The organism is Streptomyces sp. NPDC038213, from assembly GCF_055600495.1.
Map to the genome: position 1 here is coordinate 1 of NZ_JBVJYM010000019.1, position 18,959 is coordinate 18,959.

An 18,959-nucleotide genomic window follows, 5' to 3' on the forward strand; every position below is an offset into this window, starting at 1 on the left:
GCCGACCTCGACAAGGTCCTCGCCGACAAGGCCACCCTCACCAAGATCCTCACCTACCACGTCGTCGGCCAGAAGCTCACCCCCCAGCAGCTCGAAAGCGGCAGCTTCGAAACCCTCCAGAAGGGCATGGTCACCACCACCGGCTCCGGCGAGGCCTACAAGGTCAACGACACCGCCAACGTCGTCTGCGGCAACGTCAAGACCGCCAACGCCAACGTCTACATCATCGACACCGTCCTGATGCCGAAGTAGCCCCACAGCGGGAGCGGCAGCGGCTGCCGCCCCGTCCTGCGCATACGCCCGTGCCCGTACGCATCGACATCTGCGTACGGGCACGGGTGGCGTCGGGGCGCCCGGCGGGCCGGTGTGTCAGGCCGCGGCCTCCTGCGGGAGGCCGCGGAGGGTGACGACGCGGGCGCTGCCGTCGGTCAGCCGGTACGACAGGCCCACCACGGCCGTCCGCCCGGCGGCGACCTGGTCGGCGAGCACGCGGGAGCGGTCGAGGAGGAGGTCGACGGTGTGCCGGATGTGCTCGGCGATGATGTCGTCCTCGTCGGTGAGACCGGCCGCGCGGGCCGCCAGGACGCTGGGCGTGACGCGCTCGATGACGTCGCGCACGTAGCCGGTCGCGGCCACACCGTCGGCCAGGGCGCCGCGGGTCGCCGCGACCGCGCCGCAGGAGTCGTGGCCGAGGACGACGACCAGGGGGGCGCCCAGCACGCTGACGCCGTACTCGATGCTGCCGAGCACCTCCGCGCCCGTCACGTGCCCGGCCGTGCGGACGACGAACAGGTCGCCGAGGCCGCGGTCGAAGATGATCTCGGCGGCGAGACGGGAGTCGGAACAGCCGAACAGCACGGCGAACGGCGTCTGGCCCGGCGCGGTCTCGGCGCGGCGGGCGGCGTCCTGATTGGGGTGCTCGGAGGTGCCGGCGACGAACCGGTGGTTGCCTGCCAGCAGGAGGGCGAGCGCCTCGGACGGGGTGGGGTGGGAGGGTTCCAGGCTCATGGCCGCAGGCTACGGCCCCCGCCCGGCGCGGCGAAGGGCGGGGTCGGCGGGTCGCGGACGGCGGGTCGGGAAGCGGGCGGGGGGACGGGGTTGGGGGCGGGTCGGCAGCGGGGGATCCGGCGCGCTGGCCGGGTGCCGGCCGGGGGTGCCGGGTGCGGGCGCGGACGGTGGCGCGACCGCGTGTGTACCGCGTCCGCGGTATGCGGGGGCGGCGGGGATCAGTCTGAGGTCGCTCGGGTGGGGGCGGGCGGGCGTCTAGGGTGCGTGACATGAAGATCCGATCACCTCTGTTCCGCTTGCGGGGGCGCCGTGCGTGGGCGGCGGGCGCCGCCGCGCTGGCCCTGGCCGCGGGGGGCGTCACGGCGACGGCCGCCACTGCCGGGTCCGGCGGCGGCTCCGGCGACGTACGGCGCGAGGACCGGCGGTTCCCGATGCCGGGGGCCTCGGTCGACGCCTCGTACTTCACCGCCGGGGACCCGGCCGGGCGCCGGCCCGCGGTCCTGCTGGCCCACGGTTTCGGCGGTTCCAAGGAGGACCTGCGGGAGCAGGCCGAGGGGCTGGCGCGCTCCGGTTACGCCGTGCTGACCTGGTCGGCGCGCGGATTCGGCCGCTCGGGCGGGTCGATCGGCCTCAACGACCCGCGCTACGAGGTCGCGGACGTGTCGCGGCTGCTCGACTGGCTCGCGAAGCGGCCGGAGGTGCGGCTGGACGGGGCGGGCGACCCCCGCGTCGGGATCGCGGGAGCCTCGTACGGCGGGGCCGTGTCGCTGCTGGCGGCCGGGTACGACCGCCGGGTGGACGCCATCGCGCCGCAGATCACGTACTGGAACCTGGCCGACGCGCTGTTCCCGCAGGACGTGTTCAAGAAGCTGTGGGCCGGGATCTTCTTCACCACCGGGTCGGCGGGCGCCGGCGCGGGCGCGGGCATGGTCCCCGGTACGGATTCCGGTACGGGTACGGGTACGGAGCCCCGAGGTGCCGGGTCCGGTGCCGGGCGGGCGGCGGGTGCCGCGCCCGGGGCCGCCGGGCCGCCCGGGTGCGGGCGCTTCCAGCCCGAGCTGTGCGCGATGTACGACCGGGTGGCGGTGGCCGGGAAGCCGGACGCCGCGGCGCGGGCGCTCCTGGAGGCGCGCAGCCCCTCGGCGGTCGCGGACCGGATCAAGGTGCCCGCGCTGATCGTGCAGGGGCAGTCGGACTCGCTCTTCCCGCTGGACCAGGCCGATGCGATGGCGCGGGCGCTGGCGGCGAACGGCGCGCCGGTGGCGGTGGACTGGGCGGCCGGCGGCCACGACGGCGGTCCGGACGAGGCGGACCGGATCGGGGGCCGGGTCGAGGCCTGGTTCGACCGGTACCTCAAGACGGACGGGGCGAGCGGGGCGAAGGGGTCTTCGCAGGCCGGTCCCGGCGCCGCGGGCCCGGTGTTCCGGGTCAGCCGTACCGGCGGCATCGACTCCACGAACGGTGCCGTCGCCCTGCGCGGGGCGAGCGGTGACCGCTACCCGGGCCTGTCCGGTGACGGGGGCCCGGCGCGTGAGCTCGCGCTCGCGGGCCGCGAGCAGACCTTCGCCAATCCCGCGGGCGGCGCGCCTCCGGCGCTGTCGGCCCTGCCCGGGATCGGCGGCCAGCTGGCCGGCTTGGGCACCGGTTTCGCCTTGGACTTCCCCGGCCAGCACGCCCGGTTCGAATCGGAGCCGCTGGCCGCGGACCTGCGGCTGACGGGCAGCCCGAGCGTCGGCGTGCGGGTGCGCTCGACGGCGCGGGACGGCTCGGCGGTGCTGTTCGCCAAGGTGTACGACGTCTCGCCGGACGGGCGGCGGCAGCTGCTGCCGCGCCAGCTCGTCGCGCCCGTGCGGGTCGAGGGCGCGGGCGGGCCGGCCGGGAAGACGGTGACGGTGCGGCTGCCGGCCGTGGACCACTCCTTCGAGGCCGGGCACCGGCTGCGGCTGGTCCTCGCGGCCACCGACCTCGGTTACGCGAGCCCGGCGGCCCCCGCCGCGTACACCGTCGCGCTCGACGGGCCGCTGGCCGTCCCGGTGGCCGCCGGCCTGGAGACCACCGGCGACGGGCTGCCCACCTGGACCTGGGCCCTGCCCGCCGGGGCCGTCCTGCTCGCGGCCGCCCTGCTCGGCGTACGCCGCCGGCCGGGACGGCGTGGACACGGAGGAGGATCCGGGGCATCCACTACACCTGGTGCATCCGGCGCATCCGGCGGTGCGGAAGCCGGAGCTCCTGCGGAGGCCGACACGGGGCCGCAGGACGCGGGGCCGCAGGATCTGGGGCCGCCGGATCCGGAACTCCCCCTGGAGATCGTCGGGCTGACGAAGCGCTACGCGAAGGCGAAGGACCGGTACGCCGTGCGGGACCTGTCCTTCCGCGTGGAGCGCGGGCAGGTCCTGGGCCTGCTCGGGCCCAACGGCGCGGGCAAGACGACCACGCTGCGGATGCTGATGGGGCTCATCACCCCGGACGCGGGCGAGATCCGGGTGTTCGGTCAGCCGATCCGGCCGGGTGCCCCGGTGCTGTCGCGGGTCGGGGCCTTCGTGGAGGGCGCGGGCTTCCTGCCGCACCTCTCGGGCCGGGCCAACCTGGACCTGTACTGGCGGGCCACGGGCCGGCCGGCCGGGGACGCGCACCTGGACGAGGCCCTGGAGATCGCGGGCCTGGGCGATGCGCTGGAGCGGGCCGTGCGCACGTACTCGCAGGGCATGAGGCAGCGGCTGGCCATCGCGCAGGCGATGCTGGGGCTGCCGGACCTGCTGATCCTGGACGAGCCGACGAACGGGCTGGACCCGCCGCAGATCCGCGAGATGCGGGACGTGATGATCCGGTACGCCGCCGCCGGGCGGACCGTGATCGTTTCCAGTCACCTGCTGTCCGAGGTCGAGCAGTCCTGTACGGACCTGGTCGTCATGGACCGGGGTCGGCGGGTGGCGGCCGGGCCGGTCGCCGAGATCATCGGCGCGGGCGACACCGTGCTGGTGGCCACGGCGGAGCCGGTGGACGAGCTGCTGGCGGCGAAGATCTCGGACCTGCCGGGCGTGGAGTCGGCGGTGCCGGCGGAGGAGGGGCTGCTCGTGCGGCTGGACGGGACCGGCCCGGAGCAGCTGATCGTGGAACTGGTGCGCCTGGAGGTGCCGGTGCGCGGTGTGGGACCGCACCGCCGTCTGGAGGACGCCTTCCTCACCCTGATCGGAGGTACGGCATGAGCACGAGCACGAGCACGAGCGCGGGCACGCGGACGGCCCCCGGGCCGGGGACGGCCGGGTCCGCCGCGCCGGGCTACCGGGCCCGGCACACCCTTCCCGTCCGGGTGGAGGCGCTGCGGCAGTGGCGGCGGCGCCGGACCCTGGTGATGGGCGGGATCCTGGCCGCGCTGCCCTTCGTACTGATCATCGCCTTCGCGGTGGGCGGGGGCCCGGACGACGACCGGGGCGGTACGGGCCGGGTGTCGCTGATCGACACGGCCACGGCCTCCGGCGCGAACTTCGCGGCCACCTGCCTGTTCGTGTCGGCGGGCTTCCTGCTGGTGATCCCGGTGGCGCTGTTCTGCGGGGACACCGTGGCCTCGGAGGCGAACTGGTCCTCCCTGCGCTACCTGCTCGCCGCGCCGGTGCCGCGGGCGCGGCTGCTGTGGAGCAAGCTGGTGGTCGCCCTCGGCTTCAGCCTGGCGGCCCTGGTGCTGCTGCCCGTGGTCGCCCTGGCCGCGGGCACGGCGGCGTACGGCTGGGGCCCCCTGCAACTGCCCACCGGCGGCGCGCTGACCGGGGCGGGAACGATCCTGCCCCGGCTCGCGATCGCCGTGGCCTTCGTCTTCGTCTCGCAGCTGGTGACGGCGGGCCTGGCGTTCTGGCTGTCGACCCGCACGGACGCACCGCTGGGCGCGGTGGGCGGGGCGGTCGGCCTGACGATCGTGGGGAACGTCCTGGACGCCGTGACCGCCCTCGGCAACTGGCGCGAGATCCTCCCGGCCCACTGGCAGTTCGCCTGGGCGGACGCCCTCCAGCCGCAGATCGAATGGACCGGCATGGTCAAGGGCACCTCGGTCTCGCTCACCTTCGCGATCATCCTCTTCGCCCTCGCCTTCCGCGGCTTCGCCCACAAGGACGTGGTCTCCTGACCCACCGGTCAAACGGCGAAGGCGACGGCGCCCCGGGGCACTCCCCCGGGGCGCCGCCGTATGCGGGGCCACCGCTTACCGCCGGGGTCCGGCCCCCGGCGAACCGGTCGGAGTCCGCGGGAGGGGCGGTCTCCGGCCGGATCCGGTCAGCCGGGGGGTGGTGCGGGGGGGCGGACCGTCAGCTGTTGACGGAGGCCGTGCCGTCGACCGCGGAGGTGAAGCCGAAGGCCTTGACGGCCTGGTAGTAGGTCCAGGCCGTGGAGTCGCAGGAGGTCTTCTTCGCGCCCGAGTAGGCGGCGCACACCCGCTTGAGGTCGGCGTAGAACGCGTCGTCGAGGCGGGCCTTGTTGGAGCTGAAGGTGCCGGCGGCCTTGTAGTTGCGGTAGCCGAAGTCGTGGCGGGCGCAGGCGGTCTGGAAGGGGAAGCCGAAGGGGTTGTCGGGGGACGAGGAGCAGTAGTCGGTCGACCAGTCGAATCCGTACGCCGACCAGGCGCCCTTGTTGTTCTTCGCCGAGACCCAGGCGTTGTAGCTGGACGCGCTGGTCTGCGTCCAGCTGCTGAGGACCTGCGGCTTGTCCGAGGGGGCGGCGGAGGCGGGGGTGGCGAGGGCGAGGAGCGCCGCGGCGGGGGCGGCCACGAGAGCGGCAAGACGACTGCGCATGGGGGAACTCCCGGTTGAGGGGCGCCGGGACGGCCCCGGCGCGGTGCCTCACAGAGTGGGAGCGCACGATATCGCGCCGCTGTAGCGCCGCTGTACCCGCGGTTACAGCGGCGTGGCGGCTGCTTCTTGAGGGGGTGTCAGGGTTCGTGGAGGGGACCGCGCGGGACCACCAGGCCGGATGCGTAGGCGAAGACGACGAGCTGGGCGCGGTCGCGGGCGCGGAGCTTGGTCATGGCACGGTTGACGTGGGTCTTCGCGGTCATGGGGGTGATGACCATGGTGCCGGCGATCTCGTCGTTGGACAGGCCGCGGGCGGCGAGGGCCACCGCTTCGCGTTCCCGTGCGGTCAGTTCCGCGAGGGCGCCCGCGGCGGGTTCGGGGAGCTGCCGGCCGACGTACCGCTCGATCAGCCTGCGGGTGATCGCCGGGGCGAGCAGGGCGTCGCCGCGGGCCGCCACCCGCACGGCGTGCAGGAAGTCCTCCGGGAGCACGTCCTTGACCAGGAAGCCGGCCGCACCGGCGCGCAGGGCGTCCAGGACGTAGGAGTCCATGCCGTAGTTGGTGAGGATGACCACGTGGACCGCGGACAGCGCGGGGTCGGCCGCGATGCGGCGGGTGGCCTCGATGCCGTCGGTGCCGGGCATCTGGATGTCGAGGAGGACGACGTCGGGCAGGTGCTGCCGTGCCAGGTCCACCGCCTGGGCCCCGTCGGAAGCCTCGGCCACCACGCGGATGTCGTCCTCGAGGTCGAGGAGCGCGCGGAATCCGCTGCGGATCAGCGCCTGGTCGTCGGCCAGCAGGACGCGGATCATCCGGCGCGCTCCACGGGCAGGTCCGCGTGGACGGTGAACCCGCCGCCGGTGCGCGGTTCGGCGCGCAGCCGGCCGCCGAGGGCGGTGACCCTCTCGCGCATGCCGAGGAGTCCGACCCCGGGGGCGGGCACCGTGTCCGCTGCGGCCGTGCCGTCGTCGTCGATCCGGACGGAGAGGGCACCGGGCCGGGAGTCGATGCGCACGGACGCGGTCGCGGCCCCGGCGTGCCGGGCGACGTTGGTGAGCGACTCCTGCACGATCCGGTACACGGTCCGGGCCACGGCGGCGGGTACGTCCGGCAGCGGCCCGTCCACCGTCAGCGTCGCGTCCAGGCCGAACGTGCGTGCCCGCGCGACCAGTTCCGGTACCTCGTCCAGTCCGCGCGGCGGCGCCGTGTCGCGGTCCTCGTCGCGCAGCGCCTCGAGGGTGGCCCGCAGCTCCCGCGCCGCCTCCCGGCCGGCCTCCTGGATGGCGAGCAGGGCTTCCGGGACCGTCTCGCCGCGCTTGCGGGCCACGTGGACCGCGACCTCGGCCTGCACTTTGATCACGGATATCTGGTGGGTGAGCGAGTCGTGCAGCTCGCGCGCGATGCGCAGGCGCTCCTCGTCGGCGCGGCGGCGAGCGGTCTCCTCGCGGGTGCGCTCGGCCTCGTCGGCGCGGCGCTCGGCCTGCCGCAGGGCCTCCCCCGCGGCCCCGGCTGCAATCAGCCACGCTATTTCGAGGGCGCCGCGCGCCTGCGCGAAGGCCTGGCCGGTGTCGTGCAGTCCGGAGACGAGGGCCGCGAGGGGCAGGCAGGCGAGCACGGCCACGCTGACGGCGACCGCGACCGTACGCCGCCCCGCCCGCACGGCCGCGTACACCGCGAAGAGGTACCCGACGGCCGGTACGTCGAACCCGGCGGCCTGGTACCCGGCCGCGCAGGCCCCGGTGACGGCCAGCACCGCGACCGGGGCGCGGCGGCGCGCGGCCAGTACGAGCCCGCCGGCGGCCAGCAGCACGTACCCGAGCAGCTCGGCGCCCGGGGCGGCGGCCTCCGGCCGGCCCCCGGACCCGCCGGTCAGCAGCAGCGCCGCGGCCACACCCGCGGCGATCACCCAGTCCACGGCACCGGCCCGGACCGCGGGCCGCCCTCCAGTAGCCATGGATGCACGGTAGCCGGATCCGCGGGAGGACGACTCCTGCCTGTGGACGGTCTGTTGGCTACTGCATCCGCGGTACCCGGCGGGCCGGCTGCCGCAGGCGCGGCAGGGCGGACTGTCCACGCCCGGGGGACGACCGGCGGGCGGTCCCGCGGCGATGCTCGGAATGCGCCGCACCCCCGGCGCCGCCGCCGTCCACCCGAAGGAGCCCGCCGTGAACCCCGCGCCTGCCGTGCCCGCCACGCCCGACGTCTCTGCCGCGCCTGCCCGTCCGGTGCTCCGGTTCCGTTCCGTCCTCGCCGCGGCCGCGGGCGCCTCCCTCCTCCTCGCGTGCGGTGCAAGTGCCGCCGCCGCAGCGGCCGTTCCGGGGACGGACGGACACGCGCAGGTCGCCGCCGCCGGCGTGTACACCATGAGCGCTGGACGCATCGGGGCCGTCGTGGCCGCGCTGGCGGCTCTGGCCGGTGCGGTCGTCGGCGCCTCGGCGCTCGCCCGGGCCACTGGCCGCACCTCCTCCGGTCCGGGCCGCCGCGCCGCGGCCCGGGGCCTGGCGGCGGCGCTGTCCGGGACCCTCCTGGGCGGCGCGGTGACGGCCACCGCCTCGGGCGGCCTCGGTACGGGCAACGGCCTGGGGGGTGCCGTGGTCGCCGTGGTCCTGGGCTTGGCGGGCACCGCCCTCTGCGGTCTCGCGCTGCACCGGTCCCGGCCCCGGACCGGGCCCCGTTCCCGTACCCGTACCACCTGACCGATGGCCGGACCGGGGGCCGCCGTTTAAGGCGGGGCTACATCGTTTCGGCGGGGCCGGGGCCGGTGGCACGGTGCTCTGCATGAAGCCGAAGAAGATGCACCAGCAGAAGCCGCACGCGGCCCGTGTCGCCGCCGCCGTCGCCCTGACCGCCGCGGCCGTCCTCCTTCCCCTGTCCACCGCCCATGCCGCAGCCGCGGCGCCGTCCCCCGCCCCGGCCGCGGGCGCCGGGTGGGACGGACCCAGCAGTGCCGGTCTGGACGACATCATCTGGAGCGGGCCCGGCCGGACCGGCCTGGACGACGTCATCTGGAACGGGCCCGGCCGGACCGGGGTCCTGGGGGACATCGTCTGGAGTTAGCAAGCCCGCAGCCGTACGCCCCGGTCCCCCGGCCCGCTCCCCTGCGGGCCGGGGCGCCGGCGCTTGACCTTGACACCGTGGCAAGGGCTTCAGTGGGGGCCGGAGGTGGTCACGGTGATCATGACGGAAGAGCAGGTCGGGCGGGCGCTGGGGGACGGGAGGGCGTCGGTGCGGCTGCGGGCGGCCATGGCCGCGGGGGCGGCGCCGGACCCGGCGTACGTGGGGGTGCTGGTCGGGCGGTGCGGTGTGGAGCCGGACTTCTCCGTGCGCGAGATGCTGACCTGGGCGCTGATCCGGCACCCCGCGGACGCGGTGCTGCCGCTGCTGGTGGCCGAGGTGCGGTCCGGGCGGGCGCAGGCCCGCAGCCAGGCGCTGCACACGCTGTCCAAGATCGGGGACCGGTCGGCCTGGCCGGCGGTCACCGCGGAGCTGCTGGCCGACCCCGACGACGAGGTGGCCCGTACGGCGTGGCGGGCGGCCGTCGCGCTCGTGCCCGAGGGCGGGGAGCGGGCGCTGGCCGTAGGGTTGGCGGCGCAGCTCGGGCGGCGCGGGGCGTACGAGACGCAGTTGAGCCTGAGCCGGGCGCTGATCGCGCTCGGGGAGGCGGCGCTCGTGCCCGTACTGGAGGCCGGGGCCGCCGATCCCGATCCCCGGGTCCGCGCGCACGCGCTGGCGACCCGGCAGCTGTGGCTGGACCCGGATTCCGGTTCCGGGTCCGCGGTGGAGGAGGCGAAGCGGGTCGCCGTCGTGCGCGGCGGGCCCGCCGACACGGAGGGGCGGTAGGGGCGGTTGCTGATCGGCGAGGTGGCCCGGCGCTCGGGGGTCAGTGCCCGGATGCTGCGGCACTACGAGTCGCTGGGGCTGCTCCGGCCCTCGGAGCGCACGGGTTCCGGTTATCGGGAGTACTCGGGCGAGGACGTGCGGCGGATCTTCCACATCGAGAGCCTGCGGTCGCTGGGGCTGCCGCTGCGGGAGGTCGGGCGGGCCCTGGACGACCCCGGGTTCGCCCCCGCCGATCTCCTCGGCGAGCTGATCCGCGGGACGCGCGAGCGCATCGCGCAGGAGTCGGAGCTGCTGGCCCGGCTGGAGCGGATCGGGTCCGCGGAGCCCGCCGGCTGGGAGGAGGTCCTGCAGATCCTGCCGCTGCTGCGCGCGCTGGGCTCGGAGAGCGCCGGGGTGCGGCAGCAGGCGGCGCTGTCGGCGGGCGAGGAGGTGCCCGTACCGGTGGAGGCGCTGGTCGAGGCCGTGCTGGGCGAGTCCGAGCCGAGCGTGGCCGGGGCCCTGCGCTGGACCCTGGCCCGGTCGGCCGGGGACACGGCGGCGGCGCTGCTGGCGCAGGCGCTGGACGCGCCGGACGCCGGGGTGCGGGTGCGGGCGGTGCGGTCGCTGGCCGAGCTCCCGGGCCCGGGGGCGACCGCGCTGCTGCGGGACGCGCTCGCGCACCCCGACCCGGTGGTCGGCGGGTACGCGGCGCTGGCGCTCGGGGCGCGGGGGGTGGCGGAGGCGGTCCCGGTGCTCATCGACATGATCGTCGAGAACCGCAACGACGCCGATGCCTCGGACGCCCTGGGCCTCCTGGCGGGCGATCCCGCCGTGGCGGAGCGGATCGCGTCCGGGCTGGCCGGCCGCGCCGCCGTTCCGGTGGACCCCGGCGCTACAGGCACTCCCGGCACTGCGGCAGCGCCCGCCGCCGGGGCGGCCGCGCGGCTGCGGCTGACGCAGGCGCTCGCGGACGTACCGGGGGAGACGGCCGCACGGGCGCTCGCCGCCCTGTCCCGTGACCAGGACCGCGCGGTCGCGCTGACGGCCGCGTACGTCCTCACCCTCCGGGAGGGGGAGGGGGGCTGACCGTGCCCCCGTTCCGGTACGACAGTCGCTTCGGTCGCTTCGGTCGCTCGGGCCGGCCCGGGGATCCCGCCGCCGGACGGGTCGGCCCCCGCCCCCGGGGTCACCGGGAGCGGGGGCGGCCCGCCTCACTGCGGAGTGCGCCTCACTGCGACGTGCACCTCGCTGTGGAAGTGCGCCTCACGTCGCGAGGCCGGACGGACGGATCAGGTCCGGTCGGGGCGCTCCGTCACGCGGAGCAGGTTGACCAGCGGCTTGCCGTATCCGCTGCGGGCCACGAAGCGGACGTTGAGGACTCCGTCGGTGACGGTGACCGTGTACGTCCGGGACAGGGCCGTGTAGGTGCCGGCCTCCAGGGAGATGTCGAGGGCGGGCAGGACCTGTACGCCCTCGGCCAGCACGTCGAAGACGCGCTTGTTGGGGCGGGTGCTGGACAGTTCCGCGAAGCCGAGCTCCACGGTGTAGGTGCCGTTGGGCACGTTGTCGAAGCGGTACTCGTACATGCCCTCGCGGGCGTTGCGGTAGAGCCGCTGCTCCTCGGTGCCGTTGATGGTGGCGCCGGTGGCCTTGGTGGACGAGGTGCCCTGGTAGCCGTAGGAGCCGGGGGTGTACTTGCGGTCCGGGGACCAGGTGTCGCCGAGGACGTCCGTACCGGAGTAGTTCGATCCGGCGTCGAGGGCGGCCTGGTAGCGCGGGACGACGACCTTGACGGGCACGGTCAGCACCGGGGTGCGGCCGCTGGCCGAGGTGATCTTCAGATCGGCGGTGAGGACCGTGCCGGGGGCCAGGCCCGCCGTGTCGACGGCGAGGGCCAGGGCGGCCTTCCCGCCGGTGGGCAGTTCGCCCGCGGCGGGGGTGACGGACAGCCAGGCCGCGTCCTCGGCGACCGTGTACGCCGTGCCGAAGCCGGGGTTGGTCAGCTCCAGGGTGCGGGTGCGCTTCTGCTCCGGCGGGGCGACGACCTCCAGGGACTGCCGGGAGGCGGTGACCTTGCCGGTCTTCAGGAAGCGGGTGACGCCGGTGACCGCGTCGGCGTCGACCTGCACCGTGACCTGCTCGCTCTGGTAGGCGGGCGCGGTGACGGCGACCTGCTGGGACCCGGACGCGCTCTGGACGACGTACCCGCCGTCGGCCGCGGTGGTCGCCGTGACGGCGCCGGTTCCGGTGCCGACGGTGACGGTGGCCCCGGCGACGCCGTTGCCGTCGTTGGCGTCGAGCACCCGGCCGGTGACGACGCCGCTGCGGGTGGTGCGGAAGGAGACGGACAGGCCGTCGGAGAGGACGGCGGTGTTGTGGGAGTACTTGAAGGCGTCCGTGCCGGTCGCGTTCTCGACGCCGATGGTGGCGCTGGAGCCGCCCTTGATGCCGGTGCCGGTGGTGCCCTTGTAGTGGTAGGTCACGCGGCCGTCCTCGCCGATGGCGGCGGAGAAGGAGAACTTGTCGCTCTGTGCGGACCAGTGGGAGACCTGCCGCCACTCGACGGTGAAGACCCGGTGCGGGGCCTGGCCGGAGACCGAGGTGAAGATGCCGGAGCCGGTGCCGGCCGCGCCGACGACGAGGTCGTCCCACATCGGGTAGAGGGCGGCGTTCGGGGTGGCGGTGGAGGGCAGGTCGCCGTTGATGTCGCCGCCGTGGGCGCCGCCGAAGCTGACGGTGCCGTTGGTGCTCACCCAGGCGGCGCCGTACGTGGTGCCGTACAGCGGTACGGGGAAGGGCAGCGGGACGCGCTCGGTGGCGTTGTCGCCGGTGAGCGCGAGCTGCCGGTCGCCGGCGGCGTACGGCTGGTCGCCGGCGGCGCAGGCGTACCCGTAGCCGTCGGTGCGGTCGGGCAGGGTCACGGCGACGGTGGTGTCGGCGGCGACGGTGACCCGGGTGCTCCCGGCGGTGACGCAGCGGGAGGTGTGGCCGGCCCGGATCTCGTACGCGCCGTGGGGCAGGACCACCTCGAAGCGGCCCTGGGCGTCGGCGGTGGCCGTGACGGGGGTGTCGGCGACGGTGATGCTCGCGCCGGCGGCCGGGCCGGCTCCGGAAGAGACCGTTCCGGTCACGGTGGCGGAGGGCGCCTGCACCAGGGTGAAGTCCCCGGTGGCGGTGGCCCCTTCGGTGACGGTGGCGGCGGCGGTCTCCTGGCCGTAGCCGAACTTGCCCGCGGTGAGGTCGTACGCACCGACGGACAGGGCCGGGAAGGTGTACGTGCCGTCCGCGGCGGTGGTGGTCGTACGGTCGATCGGGCCGTCGGCGGTGACCTTGGCACCGGCGACGGGCTCGCCGCCGGAGCGGACGGTTCCGGCGAGGGCGCCGGTGGCTCCGCGCGGGGCGTTCGTCACGGCGGCGAGGGCGTCGAGGCGGCCTTCGCCGAAGACGTTGTTGTCGGCCGCGCTGCCGCCGCAGGTGGTGTTCGCGGTGTCCACGGCCGTGCCGTCGAGCAGCGCCTCGGTCGCCGCCACGTCGCCTTCGAGGGCGGGCGCGGCGGACCACACCAGGGCCACGGTGGCGGCGGTGTGCGGGGAGGCCATGGAGGTGCCCGAGAAGGAGTCGTAGCCGCCGGGCACGGAGGAGCGCACGTTGACGCCCGGGGCCGCGATGTTCGGCTTGACCGTGCCGTTCGGGGCGGCGCCGCGCGAGGAGAACGAGGCGATGTTGTTGTTGATGTCGAACGCGCCCGAGCTGTACGAGGCCGCGTAGTCGCCCGGGGAGCCGCTGGTGGCGCATCCGGGGCCGGAGTTGCCGTTGGAGAAGGCCGGGAAGATGCCCGCCGCCCGCCAGGCGGCGACGATCTCCTGGTACCACTCGTCGTGTGCCGAGCTGCCCCAGGAGTTGTTCACGATGTGGGGGGCGAGGTCGGGGCGCGGGTTGCGGCCGGCGAGGTCGGTCGGGGCGATGATCCACTGCCCGGAGGCCAGCAGGGAGGACTCGGAGCAGGAGCTGGACTCGCAGCCCTTGGCCGCGATCCACTTCGCGCCGGGGGCGACGCCCGTCTTGTTGGCCCCGCCGTCGTCGCCGACCATCGTGCCCATGGTGTGGGTGCCGTGGTCGTTGTTGTCGCAGGGCGCGGCGCCGGAGCAGACCCCGGCCGGGTCGAACCAGCTGTAGTTGTGGTCCAGCGAGCCGTCCGCGGCGCGGCCGCGGTACGCGGCGGCGAGCGCGGGGTGCGTGTGGTCGACGCCGCTGTCGATGTTGGCGACGACGATGCCCTCGCCGCGGACCCCGTACTGCTCCCACACCCGGGGGGCGTTGATGCGGTCGACGTTCCACTCGACGGCGTCGGCCGCGGCCTCCCGGCTGCCCTCCTTGGGCTTGGGCAGGCTCAGCTTGTCGTCGGTCTGGATGGTCGCGACCTCGGGGCGCTTGGCGAGGTTCTCGGCGAGCTTGCCGCTGCCGACGACGCGTACGGCGTTGACGATCCAGTACGAGGTGTGGTCGGCGCCGGCCCCTTCGAGGGCCTTGAGCAGCCCGGCCTGGGTGCGGGCGGCGTGGTCCTTCTTGGCCCTCATGACCGCCTCGGCCTTGCCGGCGCGGCTGCGCTGGCGGGTGGCGGAGGTCAGGTCGGCCTTGGTGTCGAGGTAGACCCAGAAGGCCGTCTTGCCCTCGTCCTCGAACTCGGCGCGCAGCTCGGCCTCGATCTTGAGCTGGGCCGCGGTGGGGGTCGGTCCGGGCTCGGGGGCGGCGGCCGCGACCCCGGCGCCGAGGGGTAAGAGGGCCGCGCTGGTGAGCGCGGCCAGGGTGGTGCGTAGTGCGGTTCTGCGTCGTGCCACGGGGTCTCCTCGTGCTTGGTGCGCGGGAAGGACAGGCGAGGTGCGGGGGTGCGGGTGGGACGAGAGCTGGTGGGACTGGTGGCGCGGGTGGGACTGGTGAGGCTGGTGGCGCCGGAGTGCTCGGGCGTGCGGGTGCTGTGCGTGAACGCCGCGGATGCCGTGGATGCTGTGGGGCACCTGTGAGCACGCGCCATGGTGAATCACCCGGTCGGGCCCTCACAAGACCGCCTCGGGGGAAGGGCGTCCGGCGGGCCGCGCGGGCGATCGTTTCCGGTCAGCCCTGGTACGGGCCGTCGTTCCCGCCCGCGAGGGCGCCGCGGCGCACGCCCGGGAGGCGCGAACCGAGGCGGCCGCGGAGCCGGCGGGCCGCGTCGCGGAGCTCGTCCGGCTGCCCGGCCACGTCCAGCTCCGCCAGCAGCACCATCACGGCCCGGGCCTCCCCCTCGCTCAGGAGCGCGTGGCGCGGCTGCCCGGTACCGGCTTCTTGGAGACCGTCCAGCAGCCCGTCGAGCAGTCCGTCCATCCTGTACGTGTCCATGCCGTACCAACCGTGCCGGGGGGCGCGACGTCACATCCGCACGTCGGAGGGCCGTCCGCGCGCCGGATCCGCCCCCTCCCGCAGGCGCGTCGCCCTACGGCGCCGACCCGTCCGCGCCGACCCTGCCGGGAGGATCCGCGTCGTGCACCACGAGGGCGATCTGCACCCGGTTGTTGAGGCCCAGCTTGGCCAGGATCCGCGAGACGTGCGTCTTGACCGTCGGTACGGACAGGTAGAGCGCGGCCGCGATCTCGGCATTGGTGCGGCCCTCGCCCACCGCGAGGGCCACCTCGCGCTCGCGGTCGCCGAGGAGGGCCAGTTGGGCGCGGGCCCGCTCGGCCCGGGGCGCCCGGCCCGCCGCCCCCTCCGTCCCCTGCGCGACCCGGGCGATCAACTGCCGTGCCACGGTGGGCGAGAGCACCGGCTCCCCCGCCACCACCTTGCGCACCGCGGCCACGATCTCCCCGGGCGGGGTGTCCTTCAGCAGGAAGCCGGCGGCGCCCGCGCGCAGGGCCCGCAGGACGTGCTCGTCGGTGTTGAAGGTGGTCAGGACCAGCACCTCGGGCGGGCCCTGGGGGGCAGGGCCCGCGGCAGATGCGGAACCGGACCCGGAGTCGGATGCGGAACCGGGTGATGGCGGGGATCCGGAGGCGGCGGAACGGCCGCGCAGGGCCTCCGTCGCGGCGAGGCCGTCCGTACCCGGCATCCGGATGTCCATGAGGACGACGTCGGGTGCGTGCGCGGCCACCAGCGCCGGCACCTCGGCCCCGTCCGCGGCCTCGGCGACCACCTCGATGTCCGGCGCCCCGCCCAGCATCAGCCGCAGTCCGGAGCGCACGAGCGGGTCGTCGTCGACCAGGAGTACTCGGATCATGCCGGCCACGTTAGCCGCCCGCCCGCGCCCCGGTGCCGCCCCGGGGCAGCCAGGCGTACAGGACGAAGGAGCCGTCGCGGGGCCCGTGCTCCAGCCGCCCGCCGGCCAGCGCGGCCCGTTCGGCGAGCCCGATCAGGCCCTGGCCGGAACCCGGAATGCCACTGCCGGAGGTACCGGAACCAGCGGAACCCGTCCCGCCGGGAAGGGGGTTGGCGACCGTGACCGACAGTCCCCCGCCCGGTCCCCCGGCGACCGTGACGGTGATGGCGGCGCCGGGCGCGTGCTTGCGGGCGTTCGTCAGGCCCTCCTGCACGATGCGGTAGGCGGTACGGCCGGCAGCGGCGGGGAGCCCGGCTCCCGCAGCCCCCGCCTCCTGCCGGTACGCGACCTCCATCCCCGCCTCCCGCGATTCCGCCACCAGCCGCTCCACGTCCGCCAGCGTCGGCTGCGGGCGCACCCCCTCGGCCACCGCCTCAGCCGCCCCCGCGACACCCCCCGCCTCCGCGGCCCCGACCGGCGCCCGCAGTACGCCGATCACCTCGCGCAGGTCCTGGAGCGCCTGGTGGGCGCTGTCGCGGATCACCCCGGCCGTCCGCCGCACGTCCGCCGGGGAGGCGCCCGGGTTGAACTCCAGCGCGCCCGCGTGGACGCTCAGCAGCGACAGCCGGTGCGCGAGCACGTCGTGCATCTCCCGGGCGATCTCCTCGCGCGCCTGCCGCCGCGCCTCCTGCGCGGCCCGCGCCGCCCGGTCCTCCAGGGAGGCGATCAGCGCCCGGCGGGAGCGCACGTACAGCCCCCAGCCGATGGCGCAGGCCACCAGCGCGAAGTAGGTGAGGGCCGAACCGGTGGCCTCGGGCCCGGCGCCGGTCCCGAGGACCAGGGCCACCAGGAAGACCAGGAACTGGACGAGGGCGACGCCCGCCACCCAGGCCGTGACCCGGCGCCTGCGGTGCACGGCGACCGTGAACAGCGCGACCAGCGTGGCCCCGGTCAGGAAGTGGAAGTACGAGCCGGCGAGCATGAGGCCGACGGCCAGCGGCACCGGCCGCCTCCGCCGCAGGAACACCGTGCCGCAGGCCAGGCCGCCGGCCACCTGCTCGGCGATCTGCCGCCCGGGGGACAGCTCCCCTTCGTCGATGTACACGGAGTTCGCCGTGGCCACGGTGAAGAGCACAGCGAAGAGGAAGAAGCAGAGGTCGACAAGCCAGTCGCGGCGGCTGCGCATACGGCCGAATCTACGCGCGCGGGAGCCCGGCCGGCCCGCGCGGGCCCGGGACCGATACTTTCGGACGACAAGCCGGACGCGTCCGTATACCGATGCCCGATCCCGGCGCTCGGCCCGCGCTTCCTACCGTGGGACCAATGAAGGCACTTCTCGGGTTCATCAGTTTCACCCTCATCGTCGGCGGCCTCCAGGGCCTGGTCCACGAATCCTTCGGCACGTGGATCCCGCTCATGGGCTTCATGAGGCACGTGTACGTCGACGGATATGAGATCTACATCGCAATCACGCTGGTCGTCCTCGGTATCGCCGCGGCCTCGGCTGCACAGAAGGCACCGAACTCGTAGCAGGCGCGCAACCACCGGATTCGGCAATTCGGCAGCTTCTCCCAGGAGTTCCCACACCTTCTCCCCAAAGGGCTGAACAGGCAGCTTTCGACGGAAGTGACGATTCCATCACACAGGGTATGCGCAATCGTTACCGAGGTGCGTACAACCGTTTGTCACGGGAAATTCCCGGGCTATGGTCCTCGAATGTTTTCCGTGGCGCACCAATTCAGAACGAGCCCTCCCGCGGCGGAGGGAGCGGCTCCGCCGCCGTCCGCCCCCGCCGCACCGGTGCAGCAGCGTTCCGCCTCGGCCGGGCGCCGGGACCCGTACTTCGACAACGCCAAGTACCTGGCCGTCCTGCTGGTGGCCCTCGGGCACGCCTGGCCCCTGGTGATCGAGGGCAGCCGGGCCACCCGGGCCCTCTACATGCTCGTGTACACCTTCCACATGCCGGTGTTCGTCCTCGTGTCCGGCTACCTCTCGCGCAGCTACACCGGCCGGCCCGACCAGGTGCGCCGGCTGCTGACCACGGTGGCGGTCCCGTACGTCGTCTTCGAGGTCGCCTACACGCTGTTCCACTGGTACGGGATCGACTACACGGGCCTGCCGATCAGCCTGCTCCAGCCCTTCTACCTGATGTGGTTCCTGCTCGCGCTGTTCATATGGCGGCTGACCACCCCGGTGTGGCACGCCCTGCGCAACCCGCTCGCCGTCTCCCTGGCGGTCGCGGCGCTCGCGCTGGTCACGCCGGGGCTGGGGGCGACGCTGAACCTCGTACGGGTGCTCCAGCTGCTGCCGTTCTTCGTACTGGGCCTGTGCATGAAGCCCGGGCACTTCGCACTCCTGCGCCGGCGCGGACCGCGCGCGCTGGCGGTGCTCGTCCTCGCCGGTGCGCTCCCCTTCACGTACTGGGTCACGCCCAGCATCCCGATGAACTGGGTCTACCGGTCGCGGAGCGTGCAGGAGATGGGGCACGCGTGGCTGCCGGGGCTGCTGCGGGCGGCGGTGCTCTTCGGCTGCACGCTGGTGCTGGTCGCGGCCTTCCTCGCGCTGGTGCCGCGGCGGAAGTACTGGTTCACGGTGCTCGGCTCCGGGACGATCTGCGGGTACCTGCTGCACGGGTTCGTGATCCGCACGGCGCAGTACAGCGGGTTCGTCGACAGCCACCCGTCGCTGGGCACGCCCGTCGGCCGGATCGCGGTGACGGTGGCGGTGCTCGTGCTGATGACCCTGCTGTGCGCCCCTCCCGTGCGCCGGGTCATGAAATGCGTGACGGAACCGGAACTCCGGTGGGCCTTCCGCCGGGACCCCGTCCGCCGCGCCTGAGGCGCATTCCGGTTCGTCCGGCCGTCAACCAGCGGCGGGCGGCGGGCACCCGGCCGCTGGCATGTGCCTGGGGAAAAGTACCGCCAGAGGGCTTGCGGAAGCCCGGATGACCTCAGCAGAATCCTTTTCGCGGAGCGAGCGCGCATACGGGTGATCTTCGGCCATTCGGAGTCTCGACGGTCTCTATGATCCTCCCTTGTGACAGAGAGTCAGTATGCCCGGGTCGT

18 protein-coding genes are annotated in these 18,959 nt (G+C 74.8%); 10 read left to right on the plus strand and 8 right to left on the minus strand.

All coding sequences use genetic code 11. From position 1 onward, the window contains the following. Positions 1 to 252: fasciclin domain-containing protein (locus tag ACZ7JZ_RS23605; protein WP_470942580.1), on the plus strand; the 252-nt coding region annotated here is incomplete at its 5' end. A 117-nt stretch (positions 253 to 369) separates the two neighbouring features. On the opposite strand, the gene ACZ7JZ_RS23610 is transcribed toward ACZ7JZ_RS23605, so the two are convergent. Further along, positions 370 to 1,008, minus strand: coding sequence for a carbonic anhydrase (locus tag ACZ7JZ_RS23610; protein WP_470942581.1), 639 nt, complete (start codon positions 1,006 to 1,008; stop codon positions 370 to 372). A 269-nt stretch (positions 1,009 to 1,277) separates the two neighbouring features. On the opposite strand from ACZ7JZ_RS23610, the gene ACZ7JZ_RS23615 reads away from it, so the two are divergent. Further along, the gene (locus tag ACZ7JZ_RS23615) at positions 1,278 to 4,214 is read left to right on the plus strand and encodes an alpha/beta fold hydrolase (protein ID WP_470942584.1); all 2,937 of its coding nucleotides are present in this window, start codon (positions 1,278 to 1,280) and stop codon (positions 4,212 to 4,214) included. After that, positions 4,211 to 5,125, plus strand: a complete 915-nt coding sequence (locus tag ACZ7JZ_RS23620; protein ID WP_470942586.1) for an ABC transporter permease — start codon at positions 4,211 to 4,213, stop codon at positions 5,123 to 5,125. The genes ACZ7JZ_RS23615 and ACZ7JZ_RS23620 overlap by 4 nt, the downstream gene beginning before the upstream one ends. Positions 5,126 to 5,303: 178 nt before the next feature. Here ACZ7JZ_RS23620 and ACZ7JZ_RS23625 read toward each other — a convergent pair whose 3' ends face one another. From ACZ7JZ_RS23625 to ACZ7JZ_RS23635, 3 genes are all read right to left on the minus strand, one after another. Further along, positions 5,304 to 5,786, minus strand: coding sequence for a phospholipase (locus ACZ7JZ_RS23625; RefSeq protein WP_470942589.1), 483 nt, complete (start codon positions 5,784 to 5,786; stop codon positions 5,304 to 5,306). A 137-nt stretch (positions 5,787 to 5,923) separates the two neighbouring features. Next, on the minus strand, positions 5,924 to 6,598 hold the full coding sequence (locus ACZ7JZ_RS23630; RefSeq protein WP_470942590.1) for a response regulator: 675 nt from the start codon (positions 6,596 to 6,598) through the stop codon (positions 5,924 to 5,926). Continuing rightward, positions 6,595 to 7,740 (minus strand): sensor histidine kinase, encoded by a 1,146-nt coding sequence (locus tag ACZ7JZ_RS23635; protein WP_470942592.1) that lies wholly within the window; start codon positions 7,738 to 7,740, stop codon positions 6,595 to 6,597. The genes ACZ7JZ_RS23630 and ACZ7JZ_RS23635 overlap by 4 nt, the downstream gene beginning before the upstream one ends. Positions 7,741 to 7,951: 211 nt before the next feature. Between ACZ7JZ_RS23635 and ACZ7JZ_RS23640 the strand changes: the two genes are divergently transcribed. From ACZ7JZ_RS23640 to ACZ7JZ_RS23655, 4 genes are all read left to right on the plus strand, one after another. Beyond that, positions 7,952 to 8,482 (plus strand): DUF6223 family protein, encoded by a 531-nt coding sequence (locus ACZ7JZ_RS23640; protein WP_470942594.1) that lies wholly within the window; start codon positions 7,952 to 7,954, stop codon positions 8,480 to 8,482. A gap of 82 nt (positions 8,483 to 8,564) precedes the next feature. After that, positions 8,565 to 8,843 carry a hypothetical protein gene (locus tag ACZ7JZ_RS23645; RefSeq protein WP_470942597.1) on the plus strand — a complete coding sequence of 93 codons (279 nt, stop codon included), beginning with the start codon at positions 8,565 to 8,567 and terminating at the stop codon, positions 8,841 to 8,843. Between the two features lie 120 nt (positions 8,844 to 8,963). Next, positions 8,964 to 9,626 carry a HEAT repeat domain-containing protein gene (locus ACZ7JZ_RS23650; protein WP_470942801.1) on the plus strand — a complete coding sequence of 221 codons (663 nt, stop codon included), beginning with the start codon at positions 8,964 to 8,966 and terminating at the stop codon, positions 9,624 to 9,626. A gap of 6 nt (positions 9,627 to 9,632) precedes the next feature. Continuing rightward, on the plus strand, positions 9,633 to 10,691 hold the full coding sequence (locus tag ACZ7JZ_RS23655) for a MerR family transcriptional regulator (RefSeq protein ID WP_470942598.1): 1,059 nt from the start codon (positions 9,633 to 9,635) through the stop codon (positions 10,689 to 10,691). A 203-nt stretch (positions 10,692 to 10,894) separates the two neighbouring features. Here the strand turns inward: ACZ7JZ_RS23655 and ACZ7JZ_RS23660 are convergent, their stop codons facing one another. Continuing rightward, positions 10,895 to 14,443, minus strand: a complete 3,549-nt coding sequence (locus ACZ7JZ_RS23660) for a S8 family serine peptidase (RefSeq protein WP_470942599.1) — start codon at positions 14,441 to 14,443, stop codon at positions 10,895 to 10,897. A gap of 48 nt (positions 14,444 to 14,491) precedes the next feature. Here ACZ7JZ_RS23660 and ACZ7JZ_RS23665 point away from each other — a divergent pair, with 48 nt between their 5' ends. After that, positions 14,492 to 14,626: a hypothetical protein gene (locus ACZ7JZ_RS23665; protein WP_470942600.1), complete on the plus strand. Its 135-nt coding sequence runs from the start codon at positions 14,492 to 14,494 to the stop codon at positions 14,624 to 14,626. 91 nt (positions 14,627 to 14,717) lie between these two features. Here ACZ7JZ_RS23665 and ACZ7JZ_RS23670 read toward each other — a convergent pair whose 3' ends face one another. The 3 genes from ACZ7JZ_RS23670 to ACZ7JZ_RS23680 form a co-directional block, all read right to left on the minus strand. After that, entirely contained in the window at positions 14,718 to 14,981 is a 264-nt protein-coding gene (locus tag ACZ7JZ_RS23670) for a hypothetical protein (RefSeq protein WP_470942602.1), read from the minus strand. 94 nt (positions 14,982 to 15,075) lie between these two features. After that, a complete protein-coding gene (locus ACZ7JZ_RS23675) occupies positions 15,076 to 15,855 on the minus strand; it encodes a response regulator transcription factor (protein WP_470942604.1) in 780 nt (259 codons plus the stop codon). Positions 15,856 to 15,865: 10 nt separating this feature from the next. Then, positions 15,866 to 17,080, minus strand: a complete 1,215-nt coding sequence (locus tag ACZ7JZ_RS23680) for a sensor histidine kinase (RefSeq protein ID WP_470942607.1) — start codon at positions 17,078 to 17,080, stop codon at positions 15,866 to 15,868. Between the two features lie 137 nt (positions 17,081 to 17,217). Between ACZ7JZ_RS23680 and ACZ7JZ_RS23685 the strand changes: the two genes are divergently transcribed. Continuing rightward, entirely contained in the window at positions 17,218 to 17,424 is a 207-nt protein-coding gene (locus tag ACZ7JZ_RS23685) for a hypothetical protein (protein WP_470942608.1), read from the plus strand. A gap of 270 nt (positions 17,425 to 17,694) precedes the next feature. Beyond that, entirely contained in the window at positions 17,695 to 18,732 is a 1,038-nt protein-coding gene (locus ACZ7JZ_RS23690) for an acyltransferase family protein (RefSeq protein ID WP_470942610.1), read from the plus strand. Positions 18,733 to 18,959: the final 227 nt, after the last annotated feature.